At 68.8% G+C, this 18,943-nt stretch carries 17 protein-coding genes; 9 read left to right on the top strand and 8 right to left on the bottom strand.

Annotation, left to right across the window (positions count from 1 at the left end):
* Positions 1-368: 368 nt before the first annotated feature.
* The 5 genes from AB7O82_RS14715 to AB7O82_RS14695 form a co-directional block, all read right to left on the bottom strand.
* The gene (locus AB7O82_RS14715; protein ID WP_428553015.1) at positions 369-1,157 is read right to left on the bottom strand and encodes a phosphodiesterase; all 789 of its coding nucleotides are present in this window, start codon (positions 1,155-1,157) and stop codon (positions 369-371) included.
* Positions 1,158-1,323: 166 nt separating this feature from the next.
* Complete coding sequence (locus AB7O82_RS14710; RefSeq protein ID WP_428553013.1) at positions 1,324-1,959, bottom strand: nucleotidyltransferase family protein; 636 nt, start codon at positions 1,957-1,959, stop codon at positions 1,324-1,326.
* Positions 1,960-2,089: 130 nt separating this feature from the next.
* Entirely contained in the window at positions 2,090-3,463 is a 1,374-nt protein-coding gene (locus tag AB7O82_RS14705) for an SLC13 family permease (RefSeq protein WP_428553010.1), read from the bottom strand.
* Positions 3,460-4,479, bottom strand: coding sequence for a succinylglutamate desuccinylase/aspartoacylase family protein (locus tag AB7O82_RS14700; protein WP_428553007.1), 1,020 nt, complete (start codon positions 4,477-4,479; stop codon positions 3,460-3,462). Before AB7O82_RS14700 ends, AB7O82_RS14705 begins: the two co-directional genes overlap by 4 nt.
* Entirely contained in the window at positions 4,476-5,630 is a 1,155-nt protein-coding gene (locus tag AB7O82_RS14695) for a phosphoserine transaminase (protein ID WP_428553004.1), read from the bottom strand. Before AB7O82_RS14695 ends, AB7O82_RS14700 begins: the two co-directional genes overlap by 4 nt.
* Before the next feature lie 85 nt (positions 5,631-5,715).
* Here AB7O82_RS14695 and gcvA point away from each other — a divergent pair, with 85 nt between their 5' ends.
* From gcvA to AB7O82_RS14655, 8 genes are all read left to right on the top strand, one after another.
* The gene (gene gcvA / locus AB7O82_RS14690) at positions 5,716-6,618 is read left to right on the top strand and encodes a transcriptional regulator GcvA (RefSeq protein ID WP_428553001.1); all 903 of its coding nucleotides are present in this window, start codon (positions 5,716-5,718) and stop codon (positions 6,616-6,618) included.
* 85 nt (positions 6,619-6,703) lie between these two features.
* On the top strand, positions 6,704-6,967 hold the full coding sequence (locus AB7O82_RS14685; protein WP_428552998.1) for a hypothetical protein: 264 nt from the start codon (positions 6,704-6,706) through the stop codon (positions 6,965-6,967).
* Between the two features lie 11 nt (positions 6,968-6,978).
* On the top strand, positions 6,979-9,084 hold the full coding sequence (gene glmS, locus AB7O82_RS14680; protein ID WP_428619661.1) for a glutamine--fructose-6-phosphate transaminase (isomerizing): 2,106 nt from the start codon (positions 6,979-6,981) through the stop codon (positions 9,082-9,084).
* Entirely contained in the window at positions 9,042-11,429 is a 2,388-nt protein-coding gene (locus tag AB7O82_RS14675) for a cache domain-containing protein (RefSeq protein WP_428552288.1), read from the top strand. Before glmS ends, AB7O82_RS14675 begins: the two co-directional genes overlap by 43 nt.
* On the top strand, positions 11,429-12,247 hold the full coding sequence (locus AB7O82_RS14670) for an ABC transporter permease (RefSeq protein WP_428552290.1): 819 nt from the start codon (positions 11,429-11,431) through the stop codon (positions 12,245-12,247). The genes AB7O82_RS14675 and AB7O82_RS14670 overlap by 1 nt, the downstream gene beginning before the upstream one ends.
* Before the next feature lie 17 nt (positions 12,248-12,264).
* Positions 12,265-12,969: a hypothetical protein gene (locus AB7O82_RS14665; RefSeq protein WP_428552293.1), complete on the top strand. Its 705-nt coding sequence runs from the start codon at positions 12,265-12,267 to the stop codon at positions 12,967-12,969.
* The gene (locus AB7O82_RS14660; protein ID WP_428552295.1) at positions 12,966-14,018 is read left to right on the top strand and encodes an MlaD family protein; all 1,053 of its coding nucleotides are present in this window, start codon (positions 12,966-12,968) and stop codon (positions 14,016-14,018) included. The genes AB7O82_RS14665 and AB7O82_RS14660 overlap by 4 nt, the downstream gene beginning before the upstream one ends.
* Before the next feature lie 300 nt (positions 14,019-14,318).
* Positions 14,319-15,224 carry a hypothetical protein gene (locus AB7O82_RS14655; RefSeq protein WP_428552298.1) on the top strand — a complete coding sequence of 302 codons (906 nt, stop codon included), beginning with the start codon at positions 14,319-14,321 and terminating at the stop codon, positions 15,222-15,224.
* 365 nt (positions 15,225-15,589) lie between these two features.
* Here AB7O82_RS14655 and AB7O82_RS14650 read toward each other — a convergent pair whose 3' ends face one another.
* Both AB7O82_RS14650 and AB7O82_RS14645 read right to left on the bottom strand, forming a co-directional pair.
* Positions 15,590-16,087: a hypothetical protein gene (locus AB7O82_RS14650; protein WP_428552301.1), complete on the bottom strand. Its 498-nt coding sequence runs from the start codon at positions 16,085-16,087 to the stop codon at positions 15,590-15,592.
* Between the two features lie 231 nt (positions 16,088-16,318).
* Positions 16,319-17,026, bottom strand: a complete 708-nt coding sequence (locus AB7O82_RS14645) for a Crp/Fnr family transcriptional regulator (RefSeq protein WP_428552303.1) — start codon at positions 17,024-17,026, stop codon at positions 16,319-16,321.
* A 167-nt stretch (positions 17,027-17,193) separates the two neighbouring features.
* On the opposite strand from AB7O82_RS14645, the gene AB7O82_RS14640 reads away from it, so the two are divergent.
* Positions 17,194-17,571, top strand: coding sequence for a hypothetical protein (locus AB7O82_RS14640; RefSeq protein WP_428552306.1), 378 nt, complete (start codon positions 17,194-17,196; stop codon positions 17,569-17,571).
* 7 nt (positions 17,572-17,578) lie between these two features.
* Here the strand turns inward: AB7O82_RS14640 and AB7O82_RS14635 are convergent, their stop codons facing one another.
* The gene (locus AB7O82_RS14635) at positions 17,579-18,838 is read right to left on the bottom strand and encodes an MFS transporter (RefSeq protein WP_428619659.1); all 1,260 of its coding nucleotides are present in this window, start codon (positions 18,836-18,838) and stop codon (positions 17,579-17,581) included.
* Between the last annotated feature and the right edge of the window lie 105 nt (positions 18,839-18,943).

Genomic DNA, 18,943 nt, shown 5'->3' with positions numbered 1-18,943 from the left:
CGACAAGCGGCGCATCACCCTCAATCCCGACTGCGGCTTCGCCCCCGGCTCCGCCGCCCGGGACGACATCGACGAGGTCTACCACAAGCACAAGGCCGAAGCCGAGGCGGCGCGACTGCTGCGCCAAAGGTACGGCTGAGGATTACTCTCCTCCCCAGCTTCGCTGGGGAGGTGTCGCCGTCATACGGCGACGGAGGGGTCATGGGCCGGGAGCGCGCCACTCCTGGCGCTCATGCTCTACTGTCGATCCGCATCGGTGCGTCCGCCATCCCCATGAGCGCCACAGGAGTGGCGCGCTCCCGGCCATGACCCCTCCGTCCGCGATTACGCGGACACCTCCCCAGCGAAGCTGGGGAGGAAATGATATGTCACAGCAGAAACGTATTCGTCCGATCCAGATAGTCGTGCATATGCACGATCATCTGGTCCTGCTCGAGCAGCACCACGCCATAGGCGGGCGGCTCGTGGCTGCCCATGATGCGGCCCTCGACCACGAAATCGAGCGCCACCTGGTGGCTGGTGGCGCGCAGGGTCGAGATCGGGATACCGCGCCAGCTTCCTGCCACCGGCCGGTGCAGGTGGCCGAAGAACAGGTGACGGATGTTCTTGCGGCCCTCGATCGCCTCGCAGAAGAAGCGCGGCTCCAGCAGCGAGATGTCGTCCATCCGCTTCAGCCTGACCCGGAACGGCGGATGGTGCATGAAGATGATCACCGGCTGATCGGCGGTGCGGGCCAGCGTGTCGCGCAGCCAGGTGGCGCGCGTCTCGCAGAAGGTGCCCCACCCTTTGCCGGGCTCGTTGGTGTCGAGGCAGACTCCCAGCACGCCTTCGCCCATGTCGATGGTGAACTGGACGAATCCGTTGGCGTCGAAACGGGCATCGGGGAAGGTCGTGCGAAAGCCGGCACGGTCGTCGTGATTGCCGATCAGCAGATGGTAGGGCATGGCGAGCTTGTCGAGCTCGTGCTTCAGCGCCTGGTAGGCCGGCAGCTCGCCCTTATGCGCGAGATCGCCGGTCAGGATTGCAAAGGCAGCATCGGGGTGATGCTTGTTGACGTCGGCGACGCAGAGCGCCAGCCGATCGAGCGGATTGAGGCCGTAAAGCAGGTTGCCGGGCGGCACGAAGTGGGTGTCGGTGATGTGGATGAACTTCTGCATTGCCTCCCCGCGTCACGATCGGCCTTCCATACCATTCTGCTCTGCCACATTTGGCAGCAGAAGACGATCGGGCCTTGCCCGAACCGCGAGATGGCCTCGCGCTGGCAAACGCCGCGAGACGTCGATGAGCTGTATCGGGTGATGGGTTCCACGGCCTCGGGCAGGCCTAGCACGCGCCGGCGGCTCCATGCGGCACCGGCACCTCATCCCACGGGACGACTTGAAGGCCTGGCCAAAGCGTCAACCAGCGTCCGATCTTCGCCTCGTAGACCTGACTCGAGATCTGCTTCTTGTTCGGTCTCACGACCAGGCCCAGCAGATCGGCGAGGCCGAACGGAGCCACGAGCGCGAGCCCATCCGCCCGGGGCTGCACCCCGACTGCCGTGGCGGTCGTCGGGAAAGTGGAGATGGCATCTGCGGTCGAGACATAAGGCGTGAGCGGCCGGCCGAATTTGGCTTCATACCAGAGATGGACGCGCGCCTCGTTCTTGACGTCGATCCAGACGGCCAAGTCCGAGAAGAGTCTTCTCACTCGTGCCGCATGCGTGGCCTCCGCCTCGGCCGACAGATCTTCGCCATCGAAATAGACGATATCGACGTCGGCGATACCGTGTTCAGGCGGCAAGCCGAAGCCGTCGTTCCAGACAGTCTGGGCGATCGCACCGGCAGTCAGCCAGGCATCGGGCAGGCCGACATGCGCCCATCTGGCGGTGACGGCCGACAGCAGCGGACTGTCCTGGATCACGGCGTTGAGACGAGCCGCCTGGGCCAATGGATCCGTGGGCATGGCGATAAATTTCACACGGGCGTCACTCTACGACAGCCCCGAAACGTCTCGCCAGCATCGTCTGGCCGACGGTCCCGCAGCGTTACCGGCTCCGCCGGCATGGGCTCGAGGGCGATGACGGCGCCGATCGAAGACCCTGAATGGATCAGCGTGCTCCCGCCAGGGGCAGCGACAACAATGCCCACCATGGCAGCACCAGCATCACCACCACGATCGTCAGCACCAGCATCCCGAGCCCGAGGCGGCGCACGTCGGCGGTGGCGAAGTAGCCGCTTTCGTAGGCGAGCAGGTTGGCCGCGGTCTGCACCGGATAGAGGATCACGGCATCGACGGCGAGCGTCACCACGAGGCCGCAGAGCAGCGGATTGAGCCCGGCCGCGGCCGCGATGGTGATCGCGATCGGGATCAGGAGCGCCATGCAGGCCGCGAGGTTGGTGATCGCGAGATGCACCACGGCGACCGCCACGACCAGCAGCGCCAGCAGGACGAGCGGCGCGGTCGACAGCGCGGCCAGGTGACCGATCAGCAGCTCGCCGAGCCACGCCGCCGCGCCGCTCTCGGTCATCGCTCGCGCGAGCGAGAGCGAGGCGCCCACGGTGAGGATCAGGCCCCACGACAGCCTGGCTTCGAAGGCCTTCCAGGTCAGCACGCCAAAGGGCGGACAGGCGAGTGCGATGGCCGCGATCAGCGCCGGGATCGCGGGCGAGAGGTGATGCCAGGAATCGGTCAGCCACAACGCCGCGGTCAAAGCGAGCACCACAAGGGTCCTGGTCTCGGCCGTCGACAACGGCGCGGCCGGCGGCACGGCGGCGGACGCGACCGGCGATTCGAACCTGCCGACCATGAGACGCAGGTAGAGGCCGCCCAACAGGATCAGGGCGTAGTATGGCACCGCCATGAGGCCGAACCAGTGCAGCCAGGAGAAGCCGCCAAGCAGCGTCGCCGCCGCGATCGAGGCGATGCCGCCGGTCAGTAGCGCCGACGAGGCGAGCGGGTTCAGCATGCCGAGCGCCAGCATGAGGGCGCGGCCCACGCGGCCCCCTTTGTCGACGCCCATGCCGTCGAGCGCCTCGCGATAGGCCGGGATCAGGATGGCGTTGCGCGTGATGGCCGACGGCACGAGGAAGGCCAGCGCCGGCAGCGCGACGATCATCTGCACATAGAGCCGCGTCGGGCTGCCGCGCGCGCCCTTGGTGAGAAAGCGCGCCGCGCGCTGCGCCAGGCCGCTCGCCTCGACGGCGGTGCCCATGGCCGCGGCGCCGATCAGGAAGAAGGTGACCTCCGACGTGAAGCCGTGCAGCGCCGCCGGAAGGGTCATGCCGGGACCAATCGCCAGCAGCACGATCACGAGCAAGGCGGTGACGCCGAGCGGGACCGCCTCGGTGATCCACAGGATGGTCCCCGCAGCGGTGACACCCAGCACCGCCAATGCCGGAAGGCCGAGGCCGGTCTGCGCCGGCGCGAGGCGTGCCCCGAGCCAGGCCAGCAGCGCGACCGCCAGCCAGAGTTCCTTCTTCATGTCACCAGGCTCGCCAGCTGATAGAGGCAGTCGCCGCGGCGCGCCCAGCCCGGAAAGCGGCGACACAGCACCATGCCGGCGCTCTCGAACCTCACGATCTCCTCGCGGCGCCATGGCGTGTCCGGGAAATGCAAGGCGCCGGCGGGCTGGCCCGGCTGCACGTCGTCGCACAGGCGCACGAAGGGCTCGAACAGCCCGTCCTCGAGGCAATAGACATAATTGGCGGTGCCCTCGACCGAGAATGGCCGCATCGTCCGAGCGGGCGGCGTCGACGGATGGGCCGGCAGCACACCGGTCGCGGCGAGCGCCCGGCGCACGCCCGCTTCGGCCATCGTCACCAGCTCGTGCGAGATCGTGCCGCCGCCGCCCAGCTCGGCGTTTAGATAGATCACGCCCAGCCGTTCGGCCGCGGCCGACAGGGTGCGCGGTTCGCCCTGCAGCGGCCGCACGAGGCCGCCGTAGGGCGCCCCGAAGGCAGCGATCAGCTTCAGTGTCATGGCACGACGCTCCTCATCGTCCGGCTGCCGGGCATGGACGTGTGGAACGTATTCGAGGGAACTCCCGCCCGAGTGAAGGTCGAGGCAGTACTGGCAGCGCGGCAGCAGGACGCTCTCGATGTAGTGCGCGATCATCTCGGTCGGCGTTCCGCTCGCGTTGCCGGGGAAGGCGCGATTGAGATTGCCGCCATCGATCGGCGACACGCGCCGGCCGGCCATGACGGCGGGAAAGTTCGCCGCCGTGAGCGCGATGAGTCGGCCCTGCAGCGCTGCCACATCGAGCGCGCGCACGAACTTCATCAGGGCAATCTGGCCTTCGTACTCGTCGCCATGATTGCCCGCAACCAGCAGGACGCTTGGCCCGCTGCCGCCCACCGCCACGGTGACGGGAATGGGAATCCAGCCATAGGCCGAGTCGTGCGTGGAATGCGGCAACTTGAGGTAGCCGTGGCGCAGGCCCGGCGCATCGAGATCCACGGTCGATGCGATGCGTGAGGTCGCGGCGGCCATCGTGGTCATGGCGCCACCTCGGCATAGGCCCAGTCGAGCCACCCGAACAGGGCGCGGAGGTCGGCCATCTCGACCGTCGTGCCGGCCCACAGGCGCAGGCCGGGCGGCGCGTGGCGGTAGGCCTCGATGTCGAACGCCACCCCCTCGGAATCGAGCAGCGCCGCGAGCCGCCGGGCAATCACGGCCTGGGCGGTCAGGTCCAGGCGGGTGACCGCCGGATCGGCGATGCGCAGGCAGACCGAGGTGCAGGAGCGATGGACCTTGTCCGCCGCAAGGAAGGCCGGCCAGCCGGCCCGCGCCACCCAGTGCTCGATCGCGGCGAGATTGGCTTCGGCGCGGGCGATCAGCGTCGGCAGGCCGCCGATGTCCTCGGCCCAGCGCAGCGCATCGAGATGATCCTCGACCGCCAGCATCGAGGGGGTGTTGATCGTCTCGCCGCGAAAGATTCCTTCGGCCAGCGCATTGCCCTGCACCAGACGGAAGATCTTCGGCATCGGCCACGCCGGCGTGTGGTTCAGCAGGCGCTCGATGGCGCGCGGGCTCAACGCAATCATGCCGTGCTGCGCCTCGCCGCCCAGCGCCTTCTGCCACGACCAGGTCGTGACATCGAGCTTGTCCCAGGGCAGCGCCATGGCGAAGGCGGCGGAGGTGGCATCGCAGATCGTGAGGCCGCACCGGTCGGCGGCGATCCACGCTCCGTCTGGCACGCGCACGCCCGACGTCGTGCCGTTCCAGGCGAACACGATGTCGCGCTCGGCCGACGTCGCAGCGAGATCGGGCAGGCAGCCGTAAGGCGCCGCAAAGGTGCGCACATCGGCAAGTCTGAGCTGGCTTGCGATATCCTGCGCCCATTGCTCGCCGAAGCTCTCCCAGGCAAGGACGTCGACGCCGCGAGGTCCGAGGAGCGACCACAGCGCCATCTCGACGGCGCCGGTGTCCGACGCCGGCACGATGGCGATGCGGTAGTCGGCCGGAATGCCGAGCACGCTGCGCGATCGCTCGATCACCTCGGCGAGCCGCGCCTTTCCGGCAGCGGAGCGATGGGAGCGCCCCGCCAGCGCACCGTTGAGCGCCTCCGCGCGCCAGCCGGGACGCTTGGCACAAGGTCCGGAGGAGAAGCACGGATTGCGCGGCCGGACGATGGGTCTTGCCATGCTCATCGCTGCACAGAGAAAGGCAATTGGATGGCGGCGACAAACGATCTAAGCTCACTGCACCTGTGAGCTTTCATCACAAAGAGCAGGCATGGCGAGACGTCGGCTTCCCCCGTTGAAGGCCTTGCCGGCGTTCGAGGCGGCGGCGCGGTACTTGAGCTTCAGCGCGGCCGCGCAGGAGCTTCACCTCACCCATGGGGCGATCAGCCGGCAGATGAAATCTCTGGAAGCGCATCTCGGCGTCCAGCTGTTCCGTCGCTCGACCCGTCGGCTCGAGCTCACGGAAGCCGGCAGCGCGCTGCTGCCGGCGGTGCGCACGGCGCTCGACATCGTCGAGAGCAGCGCGGCGCGGCTGACCGGCGCCAACCAGCGCGGCCCCCTGGTCGTGGCGTGCCTGCCGACCTTCATGATGCGCTGGCTGATCCCGCGTCTCTACGATTTCAATGCGCGTCATCCGGCGATCGACGTGCGTCTCTCGGCATCGTCGGGGCCCGTCGACTTCGGGCGCGAGGAGATCGACGTCGCGATCCGCATCGGCAACCCGCCGTGGCCCGCCGGCATCGAGGCGCGCCCCTTCATGGACGAGGACATCGGGCCAGTGTGCAGCCCCGACTTCGCTGCGCGACACCCGCTCCGCCGGCCCGCCGATCTGCGCCGCCTGCCGCTCCTGCACACCGAGACGCGCATCGACGCCTGGACGGACTGGCTGAAGCACCGCCGGGTGACTGGCATCGAGGCAGGGCGCGGACGGCGCTTCGAGCACTTCTTTTTTCTGCTGGCGGCGGCGGTCGGCGGGTTGGGCGTCGCCATGGCGCCGCGGCCGCTGGTCGAGGAGGACCTGCGGCTCGGCCGCCTGGTCGCGCCGCTTGGCTTCGCACCCAGCGGCCGGCGCTATTGCCTGACGTACCCTGCGACCCTGGGCGAGATCCGGAAGGTCAGGACTTTCTGCAACTGGGTGGTCCGAACAGCCCGAATCCAGCTTCGGGTAACTTGAAAGCTTGGCACTCCTGCCCGGAATCGGGCAAGAATGTCCATTTCTCCCAGTCTGGCTTGCTAGAAATTCCCTGAATGGAGCCGAGTTGGCCGATTTGGACGAACTCGTGGAGTACCTCGCCCGGACATCGCGACTGGACCGCAGCGACGCGCGCCGCCTGGTCGACGAGGTCGTGTCGTTCCTGATCGAAGAGCCGGAGGCGTTCGTCCGGCGGCGTCACCTGGCGCTCCAGCGTCAGGGGCTTACCAACACCGCGATCTTCGCCCGCCTCCAGGTCGAGCTCGCGCAGCGGCGCTTTCCGGCGCCCGCCTACACCACGCGGCAGTTGCGCCGCATCATTTACGGCTAGGACCCCCAACCATGTGCGGCATCGTCGGCTATATCGGCAAGCGTCAGGCGGCGCCCATCCTGATGGAGGGGCTGCATCGCCTGGAATATCGCGGCTACGATTCGGCCGGCATCGCGATCGGCAACAAGGGCGCGCTCAGGCTCGCCAAGCGCAAGGGCAAGATCCGCGATCTCGAGGAGCTGAAGCCGCAGCGCTTCAAGGGGATGCTGGGCATCGCCCATACGCGCTGGGCGACCAGCGGCGCGCCCAGCGACCGCAACGCCCATCCTCATTGCGACGCCAGCGGTCGCTACGCCGTCGTGCACAACGGCATCATCGAGAATGCCGCAGCCCTCAGGGCCCAGCTCGCCGAGCGCGGCATCGCCTTCAGCTCGGAGACCGACACCGAGGTCGTCGCCCACCTGATCGCGCTGATGGACGACGGCTCGCCTCTGGAGTCGGTCGTCAGCGCCGCGCTGCGCCTGGTCGTCGGCACCTATGGTCTCGCCGTCATCGATGCCGGGCGCGCCGATCAGCTCGTGGTGGCGCGCAACGGCAGCCCGATCATGCTCGGCATCGGCGACAAGGAGATGCTGTTCGCCTCCGATGCGGCGGCCTTCGTGCGCCACGCCGCGAGCATCGTTCATCTCGACGACGGCGAGGTCGCCACCGTGCGCGCCGACGGCTACGAGACTCGCCGGCTCGACGACGGCACCAGCACGGTGAAGACGCCGTCGGCCCTGGTCTGGAAGGACGAAGCCTACGACAAGGGCGCCTTCCGGCACTACATGCGCAAGGAGATCGCCGACCAGCCGGAGGCGGTGCGGCGAACCCTGAGCGGCCGCCTCGACCCTCGCTTCCAGACCACGCATCTGGGCGGCATCGAGCTCGCGGCGCGCGACCTGCTGGACGTCCATCGCATCCGCATCCTGGGATGCGGCGCTGCCTACATCGCGGGCGTAGCCGGCGCTCATCTGATCGAGCAGCTCGCGCGCATCCCGACCCAGGCCGAGCAGGCCTCCGAGTTCCGCTACCGCAACCCGGTGATCGAGAAGGATACGCTCTACATCGCCGTCAGCCAGTCGGGCGAGACGTTCGACACCCTGGCCGCCGTGCAGGAGATCAAGCGCAAGGGCGGCCGGGTGCTCGGCATCGTCAATGTCGTCGGCAGCACGATCGCGCGCGAATGCAGCCGCGGCATCTACCTGCGGGCCGGCCCGGAGATCGCCGTGGTCTCGACCAAGACCTTCACCTGCAGCGTCGTGGCGCTGGCCCTGCTCGCCATCAATCTCGGCCGCCTCCGCGATCTCTCGCATGCCGGCGGTGCCCGCCTGTTGGCCGCCCTGGAAGCCCTGCCCGACCACATCGCCGCGATCCTGGCGCGGGAAGCCGAGATCGCCCAGCTGGCGCAACGCTTCGCCAGGGCCCAGCACGCCTTCTATCTCGGCCGCGCGGCGGGCTATGCGATCGCCCAGGAGGGCGCGCTGAAGCTGAAGGAGATCAGCTATCTCCACGCCGAGGCCTATCCGGCCTCCGAGCTGAAGCACGGGCCGCTGGCGCTGATCACGCCCGAGACCCCCAGCGTCATCGTCCTGCCGCACGACGACCTGCTGGCCAAGAACCTCGCGACCATCGACGAGATCAAGGCCCGCGGCGGGCCGGTCTTCGCCGTGACGCATCCGGGCGACACTCCTGTCCCTGTCGATGGATCGTTCGTGGTGCCCAAGCTCACGCCCGAGCTCGATCCCCTGCTGCTCAACATCCCGCTGCAGCTCCTGGCCTATCACGTCGCCATGGCACGGGACTGCGACATCGACCAACCGCGCAACCTCGCGCAACCTCGCCAAGTCCGTCACGGTCGAGTGACTCTCCAATCCTCCCCCGTCTTACGGGGGAGGTGCCCCCCAAGAGGGCGGAGGGGTCATGGCTTGGAGCGCGCCACTCCGATGGCGCTCTTCTTGCTGATTGCACATCCCATGAGCACCATCGGAGTGGCGCGCTCCAAGCCCCGAGCCCGCGAGACAGCCCCGGCTATGCATCCGGGGGAACGTCGGGCTCTACCAATAGCGTGCCGATGGAGTAAGCTGGCCGCCACATGGCCTCCTTGTCACCGTCCGATCAGGTGGCGCCCGACCTGACGGCCCTGTCGGAAGCCCAGCGCGAAGGGCGCCCGTCCCGCTTGCGCAGGGCCTTGCGCCATAGCCTGCCGATGGCCGGTGTCGTGGTTGCGGTGGTGCTGGTCACGGGCATGGCGTACTCGGTCTACGAGCGCAACCGGCGCGGCGCGGCCATCCTGGGCAACGACCTGATCACGGCGATCGACCGGCGGGTCGCCGTCCAGATGGAGTCCTATTTTGCCCCTGCCCAGCAGTTCCTCGAGCTGGCGGACGAGGCGGGGGCCGGGCGCAGCGTGCCGAGCGGCGCCCGCGAGGTCCTGCGCTTCGCCCGGCATGCGCTGGCCACCGTTACCGCGGCCACCGCCTTCAGCTACGCCGATCCCGAGGGCAATTTCCTGTTCGTGATTCGCAACGACAAGGGCAGCTTCGACAGCAAGCTGGTCGAGCGGCAGGGCGAAAAGCGGACCGTCGCATGGACCCGGCGCGATGCCCAGGGCAAGGTCGTCTCGGTCGAGAGCGATCAGGCCGACACCTTCGATCCGCGGACGCGCCCCTGGTACCTGGGCGCGGAGCGCACGAAGAAGCCGTACTGGACCGATACCTATCCCTTCTTCACCCTGAAGAAGCCCGGCATCACTGTCTCGGTTCCTCACTTCGACGCCGACGGCAAGCTGCAGACGGTGATGGCTGTCGACATCGAGCTCGCCAACCTCTGTGCCTTCCTGAAGCAGCTCGATGTCGGAAAGAACGGCAACGCGTTCATCCTCGACCGCAGCGGGCGCATCGTCGCCTATCCGAGCGACGACTGGCTGCCGGTCGACCGGCCCGACGCCAAGGCACCGATGCTCGACGAGCTCGGCGACCCGCTGATGACCCGGATCTTCAACCATCTGCGCGTCGCCGGCTTCGGCCGCCAGGTGCTGACATTCGACGACCAGCACGTCATCGTCTCGTCGGAGCCGGTGAGCATGATCACTGACAAGAACTGGGTGGTCGTGATCGTCGTCCCGGAGACCGACTTCGTGGGCTTCGTCGCCGACAGCGCCTTTGCCACGCTCCTTATGTCGGGGCTGGTCGTGCTGATCGTCGCCGGGCTGTCGGGCCTGCTCGCCTGGCGCAGCGTCGCCGCCGACCGAACGGTGACGGCGGCGGCCGCGCGCCAGCAGGCGCTCGAGGCGCGCACCCGAACCTTCGTCGAGCTGGCACGCACCAGCGGCCCGACCGACGGTTCGGAGGATGTGGGTCTGGCAGGAGCGCTCGAAACCGCGGCGACGGCCTGCGCCGGCAAGCGGGTCGCGGTGTGGCGGCTCAACAGCGACCGCACCTCGCTGCTGTGCGAGGACTGCTTCGACCGTACCGTGCACGACCATACCAGCGGCATGGAGCTGCATCGCGACCAGATGCCCGACCTGTTCGCCGCGCTGGGCAACGGCGAGCCGATCGACGCCCAGGACGCGAGCCAGGGGCGCACGGCGGACCTGTTCGTCGCCTACCTGAAGCCGCTCGGCACCACCAGTGTCTACATCGTGCCGATCGTCTCCAACGGCCGGCTGACCGGCATGATCACGGTCGAGGATCCGGCGCGCGGCGAGCATACCGCCAGCATGGTGGAGTTTTGCGATGCACTGGCCGTGGTGCTGGCGCTGCGCTACGCCGCCGCCGCTCCGCCGGTACCGGTCGCGGCCCGCGCCGCGGTCGCGGCGGCGGGCGGGGGCTCGGCCGGCAGCACCTCGGTCGAAAGCTTCGCCACCCGCGAATCGCGGCTCGAGCAGACGCTGATGCTGGCCGACGCCTCGCTCGACGACCTCGAGGAGAATGCGATCGAGCGGGCGACCATCGCCGTGTTGAAGCTGCCGATGTGGACGACGGTGGCCAAGCGCCCGACGTCGTGCGAGGAGAGCACGGCGATGGAGGCGATCGTCAACGAGCTCAGGCGCTCGATCGAGAGCAGCGGGCTCACCTACGCCGCACTGCTCGACGACCAGCTCGTGCTGGCGGCCTTCTCCGGCGACAAGACGGCGGTCACCGCATCGGCGCGCTGCGTGGCGACGGCGATGCTCGATCTGCGCGACCGGCTGCTCGAGCTCGAGGAACGCTGGAACATCAGCCTCGACTTCAGCTTCGCCATCGATATCGGCACCGTCATGAGCCTGACGGTCGCCACCGATCCGCCGAGCCGCCATCTGTGGGGCGGGGCGATCGGAGTCGCCAAGGTCCTCTCGACCAGCACCGCCCGGCGTACCATCGCGGCCTCCGAAACCGCCTACGAGCTGCTCGCCGACCGATTCCTGTTCAGGCCGCGCGGCACCTACTTCCTGCCCGAGACCGGCGACATGCGCACCTTCGTGCTGGTGGACCGCCTGTGATGGCGCGGACGGAACGGCGCGACCTTCCGCTGGTGCGACGCGGCCTGGCAGCGCTGGGCGGTGCCACGATCCTGCTGGTCCATCGCCTGTTGCTCTACCTGTCGCTGGCCGCCACGGTCGTCGTGGTGGCGCTGCGCCGCGGCACCTGGCAGGGACCGGTGAGGATCGAGTTCAAGCGCGTGCTCCACGAGGTGACGGTGCGCTCGCTCGCCACCACGGTGGCGACCGGCCTGCTGGTCGGCTTCGCGCTGGTATCGCAGGCGGTCTACTGGCTGGCCCAGACCGGCACCACCGGCCTGGTCGGCTCGGTCATCGTCGTGCTCCTGGTGCGCGAGTTCGTGCCCATCCTGGTCGGCCTGATCCTGTTCGGCCGCGCCGGCACGGCGACCCTGATCGAGCTCGGCGAGGCGCGCGCCCGCGGCTGGCTGCGCCAACTCGAGATCCAGGGGCTCGACCCCCTGATGCTGCTGGTCGTGCCGCGCGCCTTCGCCTTCGCGCTGGGCGCCTTCTGCCTTGGCACCATCCTGCTGCTGTCGACCCTGCTGACCGGCTACCTGATGGCCAACGCGCTGGGGCTGGTCTCCTACTCGATATGGGATTTCAGCGATCTCGTGCTGCGCGCCATGGAGATCAACGACTTCATCCTGCCACCGTTGAAATGCATCACCATCGGCTTCGCCGTGGCGCTCGCCTGTTGCGCGACCGGGCTGGCGCGGCGCGACCAGGCTGACGAGCTGCAGCGCCTGGTACCGCGCGGCTTCGTGCGCTCGGCGATCGCGATCTTCGTGGTCAACAGCGTCTACGACCTCGTGCCTTGAGATGCCGGTAGGCTGACATGGCGCTCCGCCCCGCCCGTTCGGTCCTGTCGCTGCGCAGCGTCACCCTGGCCGAGCGCCAGCTCTCCACCATGCCGATCCGGCTCGACCTGGAGCTGCCGCGCCGCACCGTCGCCCTGGTCGAGGTCGAGGACGAGGCCGACGCCGCCGAGCTGGTCGATCTCTGCCTCGGCCTGGCCGACCCCGGCGCGGGCGAGGTCCAGTTCCTCGGCGTCAATTGGACGACGCGCAATCCGCGCGAGCGTATGCATCGACGGCGCCGCATCGGCGCGGTCGTGCAGAGCGACGTCTGGCCGAGCCACATGTCGGTGCTCGACGCCGTGCTGCTGGCCGGCGCCTACCATTTCGAGCGACCGCGCGACGAGATGATCGACCATGCCACCCAGCTTGCCCGGCTGTTCGGCCTGCCCGGCCTGCCGTCAGGACGCAGCGAGACGACACCGCGACGCGCCCTGGTGCGGGCGGCCTGCGTGCGCGGCCTGCTGGGCGAGCCCGACCTGGTGGTGGTGCACGACCAGGCCCTCGAGCACACGCCCGACCTCGCCGTGCCGATGGCGCAGGCCCTCCTGACGGCGCGCGACCGCGGCGCTGCAGTGCTATGGATTACCGGTAGCCTGGCGGCCCAGGCCACGCAGTTCGTCGAGGCCGAGCAGGTGCTCCGGCTGGCCGAGCACGGGCTGGCGCAAGGACGGAGGGCGCGATGAAGCGGTCGATCTTCGGTGTCTTCCAGTTCGACGAGCTCGTCGGTGCCGTGGTGCTGGCCTGCATCGGCGTCTTCATCGGCGTGCTGATCAACGCGGGCTTCCTCAAGGACTGGTTCCAGCCGTCCTTCACGCTGCGCATCCTGCTGCCCGACGAAGGCGTCGCGGGCCTCGCGCCCGGCGCCGAGGTGCAGGTGCTGGGCACCCGCGCCGGCGAGGTCCGCCGCATCGTCATCGATCCCAACCACCAGCGCATGCACGCGGTCGCGCGCGTCGAGGACCAGATGCGCCCCTTCATCCGCCGCGATTCGGTGGTCTCGATCCGCCGCCAGTTCGGCGTGGCAGGCGCGGCCTATATCGACATCTCGCGCGGCTCCGGCCCCGAGCTCGACTGGTCCTATGCCGTGATCGCCGCCACCAGCGACCGCGCGCCGACCGATACGCTGGGCCAGATGATCGACGAGCTGCGCGCCAAGGTCATGCCGCTGATCGACGACGTCAACAAGGCGGTGCAGGCCTTCACCGCCGTCGCCCATCGCGCCGTCGATCCGGCCGGCCCGCTCGAGCAGACGCTGACCTCGGCCGCCACCGTGGTGCGCAGGATCGAGGGTCCGCTCGAGCAAACGTTGACGTCGGCCGCCAGCGTCGCCCGCAAGGTCGACAGCGGCGAAGGCGTCGCCGGCCGCCTCATCTCCAACGACAAGATGGCCAACGAGGTCGAGGCCGCCCTGGTGAGCCTGCGCGAGCTCGCCGCCCAGCTCGAACGCACCTCGAAGGACCCGCGCATTGCCCAGATCCTGGTGAAAGCCGATTCGATCCTGACCTCGCTGCAGCAGACCACGCGCAATCTCGCGAAAACCACGCCGCGCATCACCGAGAACGTCGCCGTCACCAGCGAGGCGCTGCCGAGCACCCTGCTGCAGGCCCAGATCGCCGCGCACGAGCTCGAGCTCCTGCTCGGCCAGTTGCGCCGCCACTGGCTGCTTGGCGGCTCGAGCGCGCCGCCTGCCCCGGCCAGCCGGCGTGCGCCGGCGATCGAGGTGCGCCCGTGAGCGGGGCGGGCCCATGACCAAGCCAAGGAGTGGATGCATCTTCGTCTATTCCTCCCCCGATTACGGGCAGGGCATTCGCATAGCGCAAAAAATTCCGTCATCCCGAGCGGAGCTGCCCGAAGGGCGGCACAGTCGAGGGACCTTTCTTGCTGTTGCCACAACAAGAAAGGTCCCTCCGCTACGCCTCGCTGCGCTCGGCTCCGGTCGGGATGACGGATTTTTTTGCCATATGCGAATGCCCTGCGATTACGGGGGAGGAGTAGAAGAAGTCCACTCCCTCGCCGTGACCGAGGCGAGAACGTGATCCAGCGCCTGCTGCCGCCACTCGCGGCGCTCGCTCTCGCCGCGTGTGGCGGCAGCCCGGCCGATCCCGGCCCGCCGCCCGACGCCAGGCTCGACCAGGCCAACCGCGCCGGCAGCCAAGCCTTGTCGATGGACATGCCGAGCCTCGCGGTGCGCCAGTACAAGACCGCCCTGCAGCGCGCCTACGAGCGCGACGATGCCGGCGCCATCGCCGACGTCTCGTACAATCTCGCGCTGGCGCAGATGCGGGCGGGCGACGCCAAGGCCGCTATCGGCACGGTGCATGACGCTCAGCGCGACCTCGAGCGGCGGCGCGCGCCGGTGCCGGCCGAGCTGTTCCTGGTGTTGGCGGCGGCGTCCTATCGCGCCGGCGATCTCGCCGCCGCCGACGGCGCCGCCCAGGACGCCTTGAGCCGAACCTCGGGCGACAGCGACACCGCGCCGCGTGCCTGGTTCATCCGCGGCCTGGTGGCGGCGCAGCGCGGCGATGGCGCCGCGCTCGCCCAGGCGATCGCCGCCCTGCCGCCGTCGAAGCAGGCCGACCTGCAGGCCGACCGCGAGGAGCTGGAAGGTCGTGCCGCCCTGCTCGGCAACCGCCCGGCCGAGGCGCTCGCGCTGCTGCAGCGTGCCGCCGCCAACCGCCGGCAGGCGCTCGACTATCGCGGCATGGCGCGCGCCTTGGCGTCGGCGGCCGACGCCGCCCTGCGCGCCGGCCAGGCTGCCGAGGCCGCCGACCTGCTGCTGCGGGCCGGCCGCAGCGCGCTGCTTCAGGGCGACACCGCGACCGCCCTGCCGCTCCTGCGGCGGGCCGAGGAGACGGCGCGGCAGACCGGCCAGACCGGCATCGTCGACGAGGTTGCCCGCCTGCGCCGGACCGCTGCCGAACGCACGGCTGCAAAGTAACGAGGATCATCGCCGGGAGCGCGCCACTTCGCCTCGCCAGCGAGCTGCCAAGAAGTGGACACTACTCATAGCCCTCCCTCGTCATCGGGGGAGGTGCCCCATAAGCGTCAGATTAGGAAGGGACCCATGAGGAGCGGCCCGGAGGACCGCGTCTCGCTTCGGGCGAAGTAACCTTCGCCCTTTGGTGGCCAGCAGCGAGGGTGCTGCGACACGGCTTTTCCAACGATCTCCTGTGTGGCCCATCCTTCGAGACGCGCCCTCCGGGCGCTCCTCAGAGCGTGTGACTTTATTGACTGCTCCAGCAACACCACTCGCATGGAGCAAGTTTCTTTCGTAAGGCACGCACTTCCAGCAGAAGAGACAACCTACTGGCGGAACGCCTCCACGGAGACCAGCTCGTCGACCAGCTCGTTGGCCGGCAACAGGGTCGGCGCGGTGGAGACCAGGCTGAGGCGTGCGCCACGGTCGAAGGAGATGAACTCGAACACGTCGCTCATCTCGGGCTGGTCGGCGATCGCCTCCCTGGGCGTATCCGGATTGCGCACCCTATGGAAGAAGGCGGTCAGCGCGCCGGTCTGGTCCGCGCGCGTGAGATAACTTCCGGTCAGCGCGAAGACGGTGCGCTGGAGCGTCGGCCCGGCACCCGAGATCGCGATCACGGTCGAGCTCTGCCGCCCGATGATCGCGCCATTCTGCTGGAACACGACATGGCCCACGCCGACGATGTGGTAGGGAACGCCATTGCGGTCGCGCGCATCGCTCGCCACGCGCGTGAAGCCACTGAAGCGAAAGGCATAGCGGCCAAGCGGCCCGCCGGACCGGCGCGCCGGCGAGCGCCGGACCTTGCGCCGTATCGTAGCCATTACGGTCCCCCCCAAATTTTGCCTGCCATCGTCACGCCGCGCCGCGCCCGGGGGATGTGGGAAAAATCACAGTGTGTCGTCGCCGATCAAAGAGCCGACGCTCATGCTCTTCCGGACCGCGGGCGTCTCGCCCGCACATGAACCCCGAGCGGGCGAGACGCCCGCGGTCCGGAAGAGCATGAGCGCCACGGAAGTGGCGCGCTCCCGGCGCGATTCCAGTACGGCTGCTGCTCAGTGCGACGGCCGACTCCTCGGACCCTGCTCGTCGGTCGCCTCGGCGAGGCGGTCGATGTCGACGATGCGAATCTGGCGCCGGCGGACCTCGATCAGGCGTTCGACCTCGAGCCGCATGAACTCGCGGGTCACCGCCTCGCGGTGCGAGCCGATGCGGGCGGCGATGTCGTAATGCGTCGGCGCCGGCCGGATCACCACGCTGTTGCCGAATCTCGTGCCGCTCGCTGCCAGGCGCAGCAGCTCGCGGCGCACCCGTTCGCGCACCGCGAGGGCACTGACCTCGAAGACGCGTTCGCTCATCTGCCTGATCTTGGCGACCAGCAGCTCGACCAAGCGGGTGGCGACGGCGGCATTGGCCAGCAGCACCTGGTGGAACTGCTCCGCCGACATGCGGGCCAGGATGCAGTCGGACATGGCCGTGACATTCGACGAGCGCGGCAGGTGGTCGATCGCCGAGAACTCGCCGAAGATGCCGCCCGTCGAGATCTCGTTGAAGATCACCTCGCGGCCGCTCGTCGTATAGCTGCTGAATCGTACGGTGCCGGACAGCATGAAGAAGATGTCGGTCGTGTGCTCCTGCTCGCTCACGATTTGGGCGTGGCGGGGATAGGACCGGATGGTGCACGCCTCCGCGACGAGCGCCAGGTCGGCGTCCGACAGATCCTCGAACAGCGCGATTAAACGAAGCGCCGGCACGCGATTCACGCCACATCCCCGGATAAGAAGGCTCCCCGGGGACGAGAATGGCAGGCTGCACCACTTCTGCAACCAATTTCCCAACTCGAACCATGAGCCAGGGCGTCTGTGCGAAATGTCACCGACCATGGCCGGAGCGCTGTCGAGACTGCCGCCGCCCGAGAGAGGAGGTGACGGTGCGGCAGAAGCGCGTGCACGACGACGTCGACATAGTCGCGGAGTCGAGAGAGCGCGTCGATCTATTGCTCGAGAACTACCTGCTTGCGCTTGCCTGCGTCGACCAATGCTCGGAGTCCGCCCCCGAGACCGTCAGGACACGCCTCGCCCTCAATCTCGAGCGCGCCGAGCGGCTCTACGCCGACGCCGCCGCCGACGGCCTTGCGGGCGAGAAGCGGGACATCGAAGCCATTCACGCGGCCTTGGCCAAGGTCAATGCCAGCACCCGCGCCGGGTTGCGCGACGGCTGGATCATTGCCGAGCTCGTGACCGACCTCGAGCTGGCGACCCTGCATGCCAGGCGCCTGTTCGAAGCGGCCTGCCACCAGACGGGATAGCCGGCTGTCACCTCACCAGGGACCACAGGCCGCTGCGGCGCGACGACGCCGTGCGATGGACCAGGAAGCCTATGATCATCAGGTTGAGGATGTTGAATCCGACGCCGGAGGCGAAGGCCGGCGCATAGTAGCCGAAATGATCGTAGAGAGCGCCGGCGAACCAGCTGCCGAAGGCCATGCCGCTCATCGCGGTGAAGAGCGTCAGCGGGACCCGCCATGATGCCTCGGCCGCCGGGAACAGGTCGCGGATCGCCACCGAATAAGCGGGGATGATGCCGCTGAACCCCAGGCCGAACACGGCGGCAACGGCGAACAGGCCGGCCTCGTCCTGGGTGAGCAGGAAGCTCGCGATGGCGACCAACTGGCAGGCCGATCCGGCGAGCACGGTGCGCAGGCCGCCGATCCGGTCGGCCAGCGCACCCCAGGCCTGGCGCGACAGGAAGGCCGCGGCCAGCATGACCGAGAGCATCGCCGCGCCATGGGTCGCCCGGATGCCAAGGTCGCCGCAGAAGGCGACCAGGTGGGCCTGCGGGATCGACATCGGAATGCAGCAGCAGAAGCCCGCCACGCAGAGCAGGGCCTGCACGAGATTGGCCGGCAATCCGGCAACGCGGCGGCGGACGACGCCGGCCAGGTGCCCGTGCGCCGTGGTTGCCATGCCGGGCGCCTGCCGCAGGAAAAACGTCATCGGCACGACGAAGACCAGCACCAGGGCGCCAAAGCCCAGCATCACCCATTGCCAGCCGACCTCTGCGATCCCCTGTTCGATCAGCGATGGCCACAGCACGCCGGCGACGTATTGGCCTGACGAGATGAGGGCGATCGCCGAGCCGCGACGGCGGTGGAACCAGCGGGTGACATAGACCAGCAGCGGCGGATAGACCGCGCCGTTGCCGAGCAGGCCCACCATCAGCCCGTGGCCGACATAGATCGCCCATACCGAGCCGGTGGCCGAGAGCGCCAGCCCGGCGGCGATCATGCAGGCGCCGAAGATCACCGTCGTGCGCAGGCCGATGCGATCGGCCAGCCAGCCCATCAGGATGCCACCGGCGCCGGTGCCGACCCACACCAGGGAGCCCGCCAGGGCGATCACCGAGCGATCGGTGCCGAGCGACTCCTGCATCGTCCGCATGCCGACCACGATCAGGAGCGGCGAGCCGTAGGACACCGACAGGAGCGCGAGCGTGATCCACGCCACCCGCCAGGCGACGCGACCATCGACGTCGCTGTGCTGATCCACACCGGCGCGGTTCGCCGATCCATCCATGCCCATGCTCCCTAGTCGCGCCAGGCAACCGGGAGGCGGGGCGCGTCGGACAGCGAGCTTCGACTCGGCGCGCCACGGGGGGAAGGATTCGTTTCACATGCGCGG

This window comes from Reyranella sp., assembly GCF_050185545.1.
Lineage (GTDB): Bacteria > Pseudomonadota > Alphaproteobacteria > Reyranellales > Reyranellaceae > Reyranella.
This window is presented reverse-complemented; position numbering and strand designations above follow the sequence as displayed.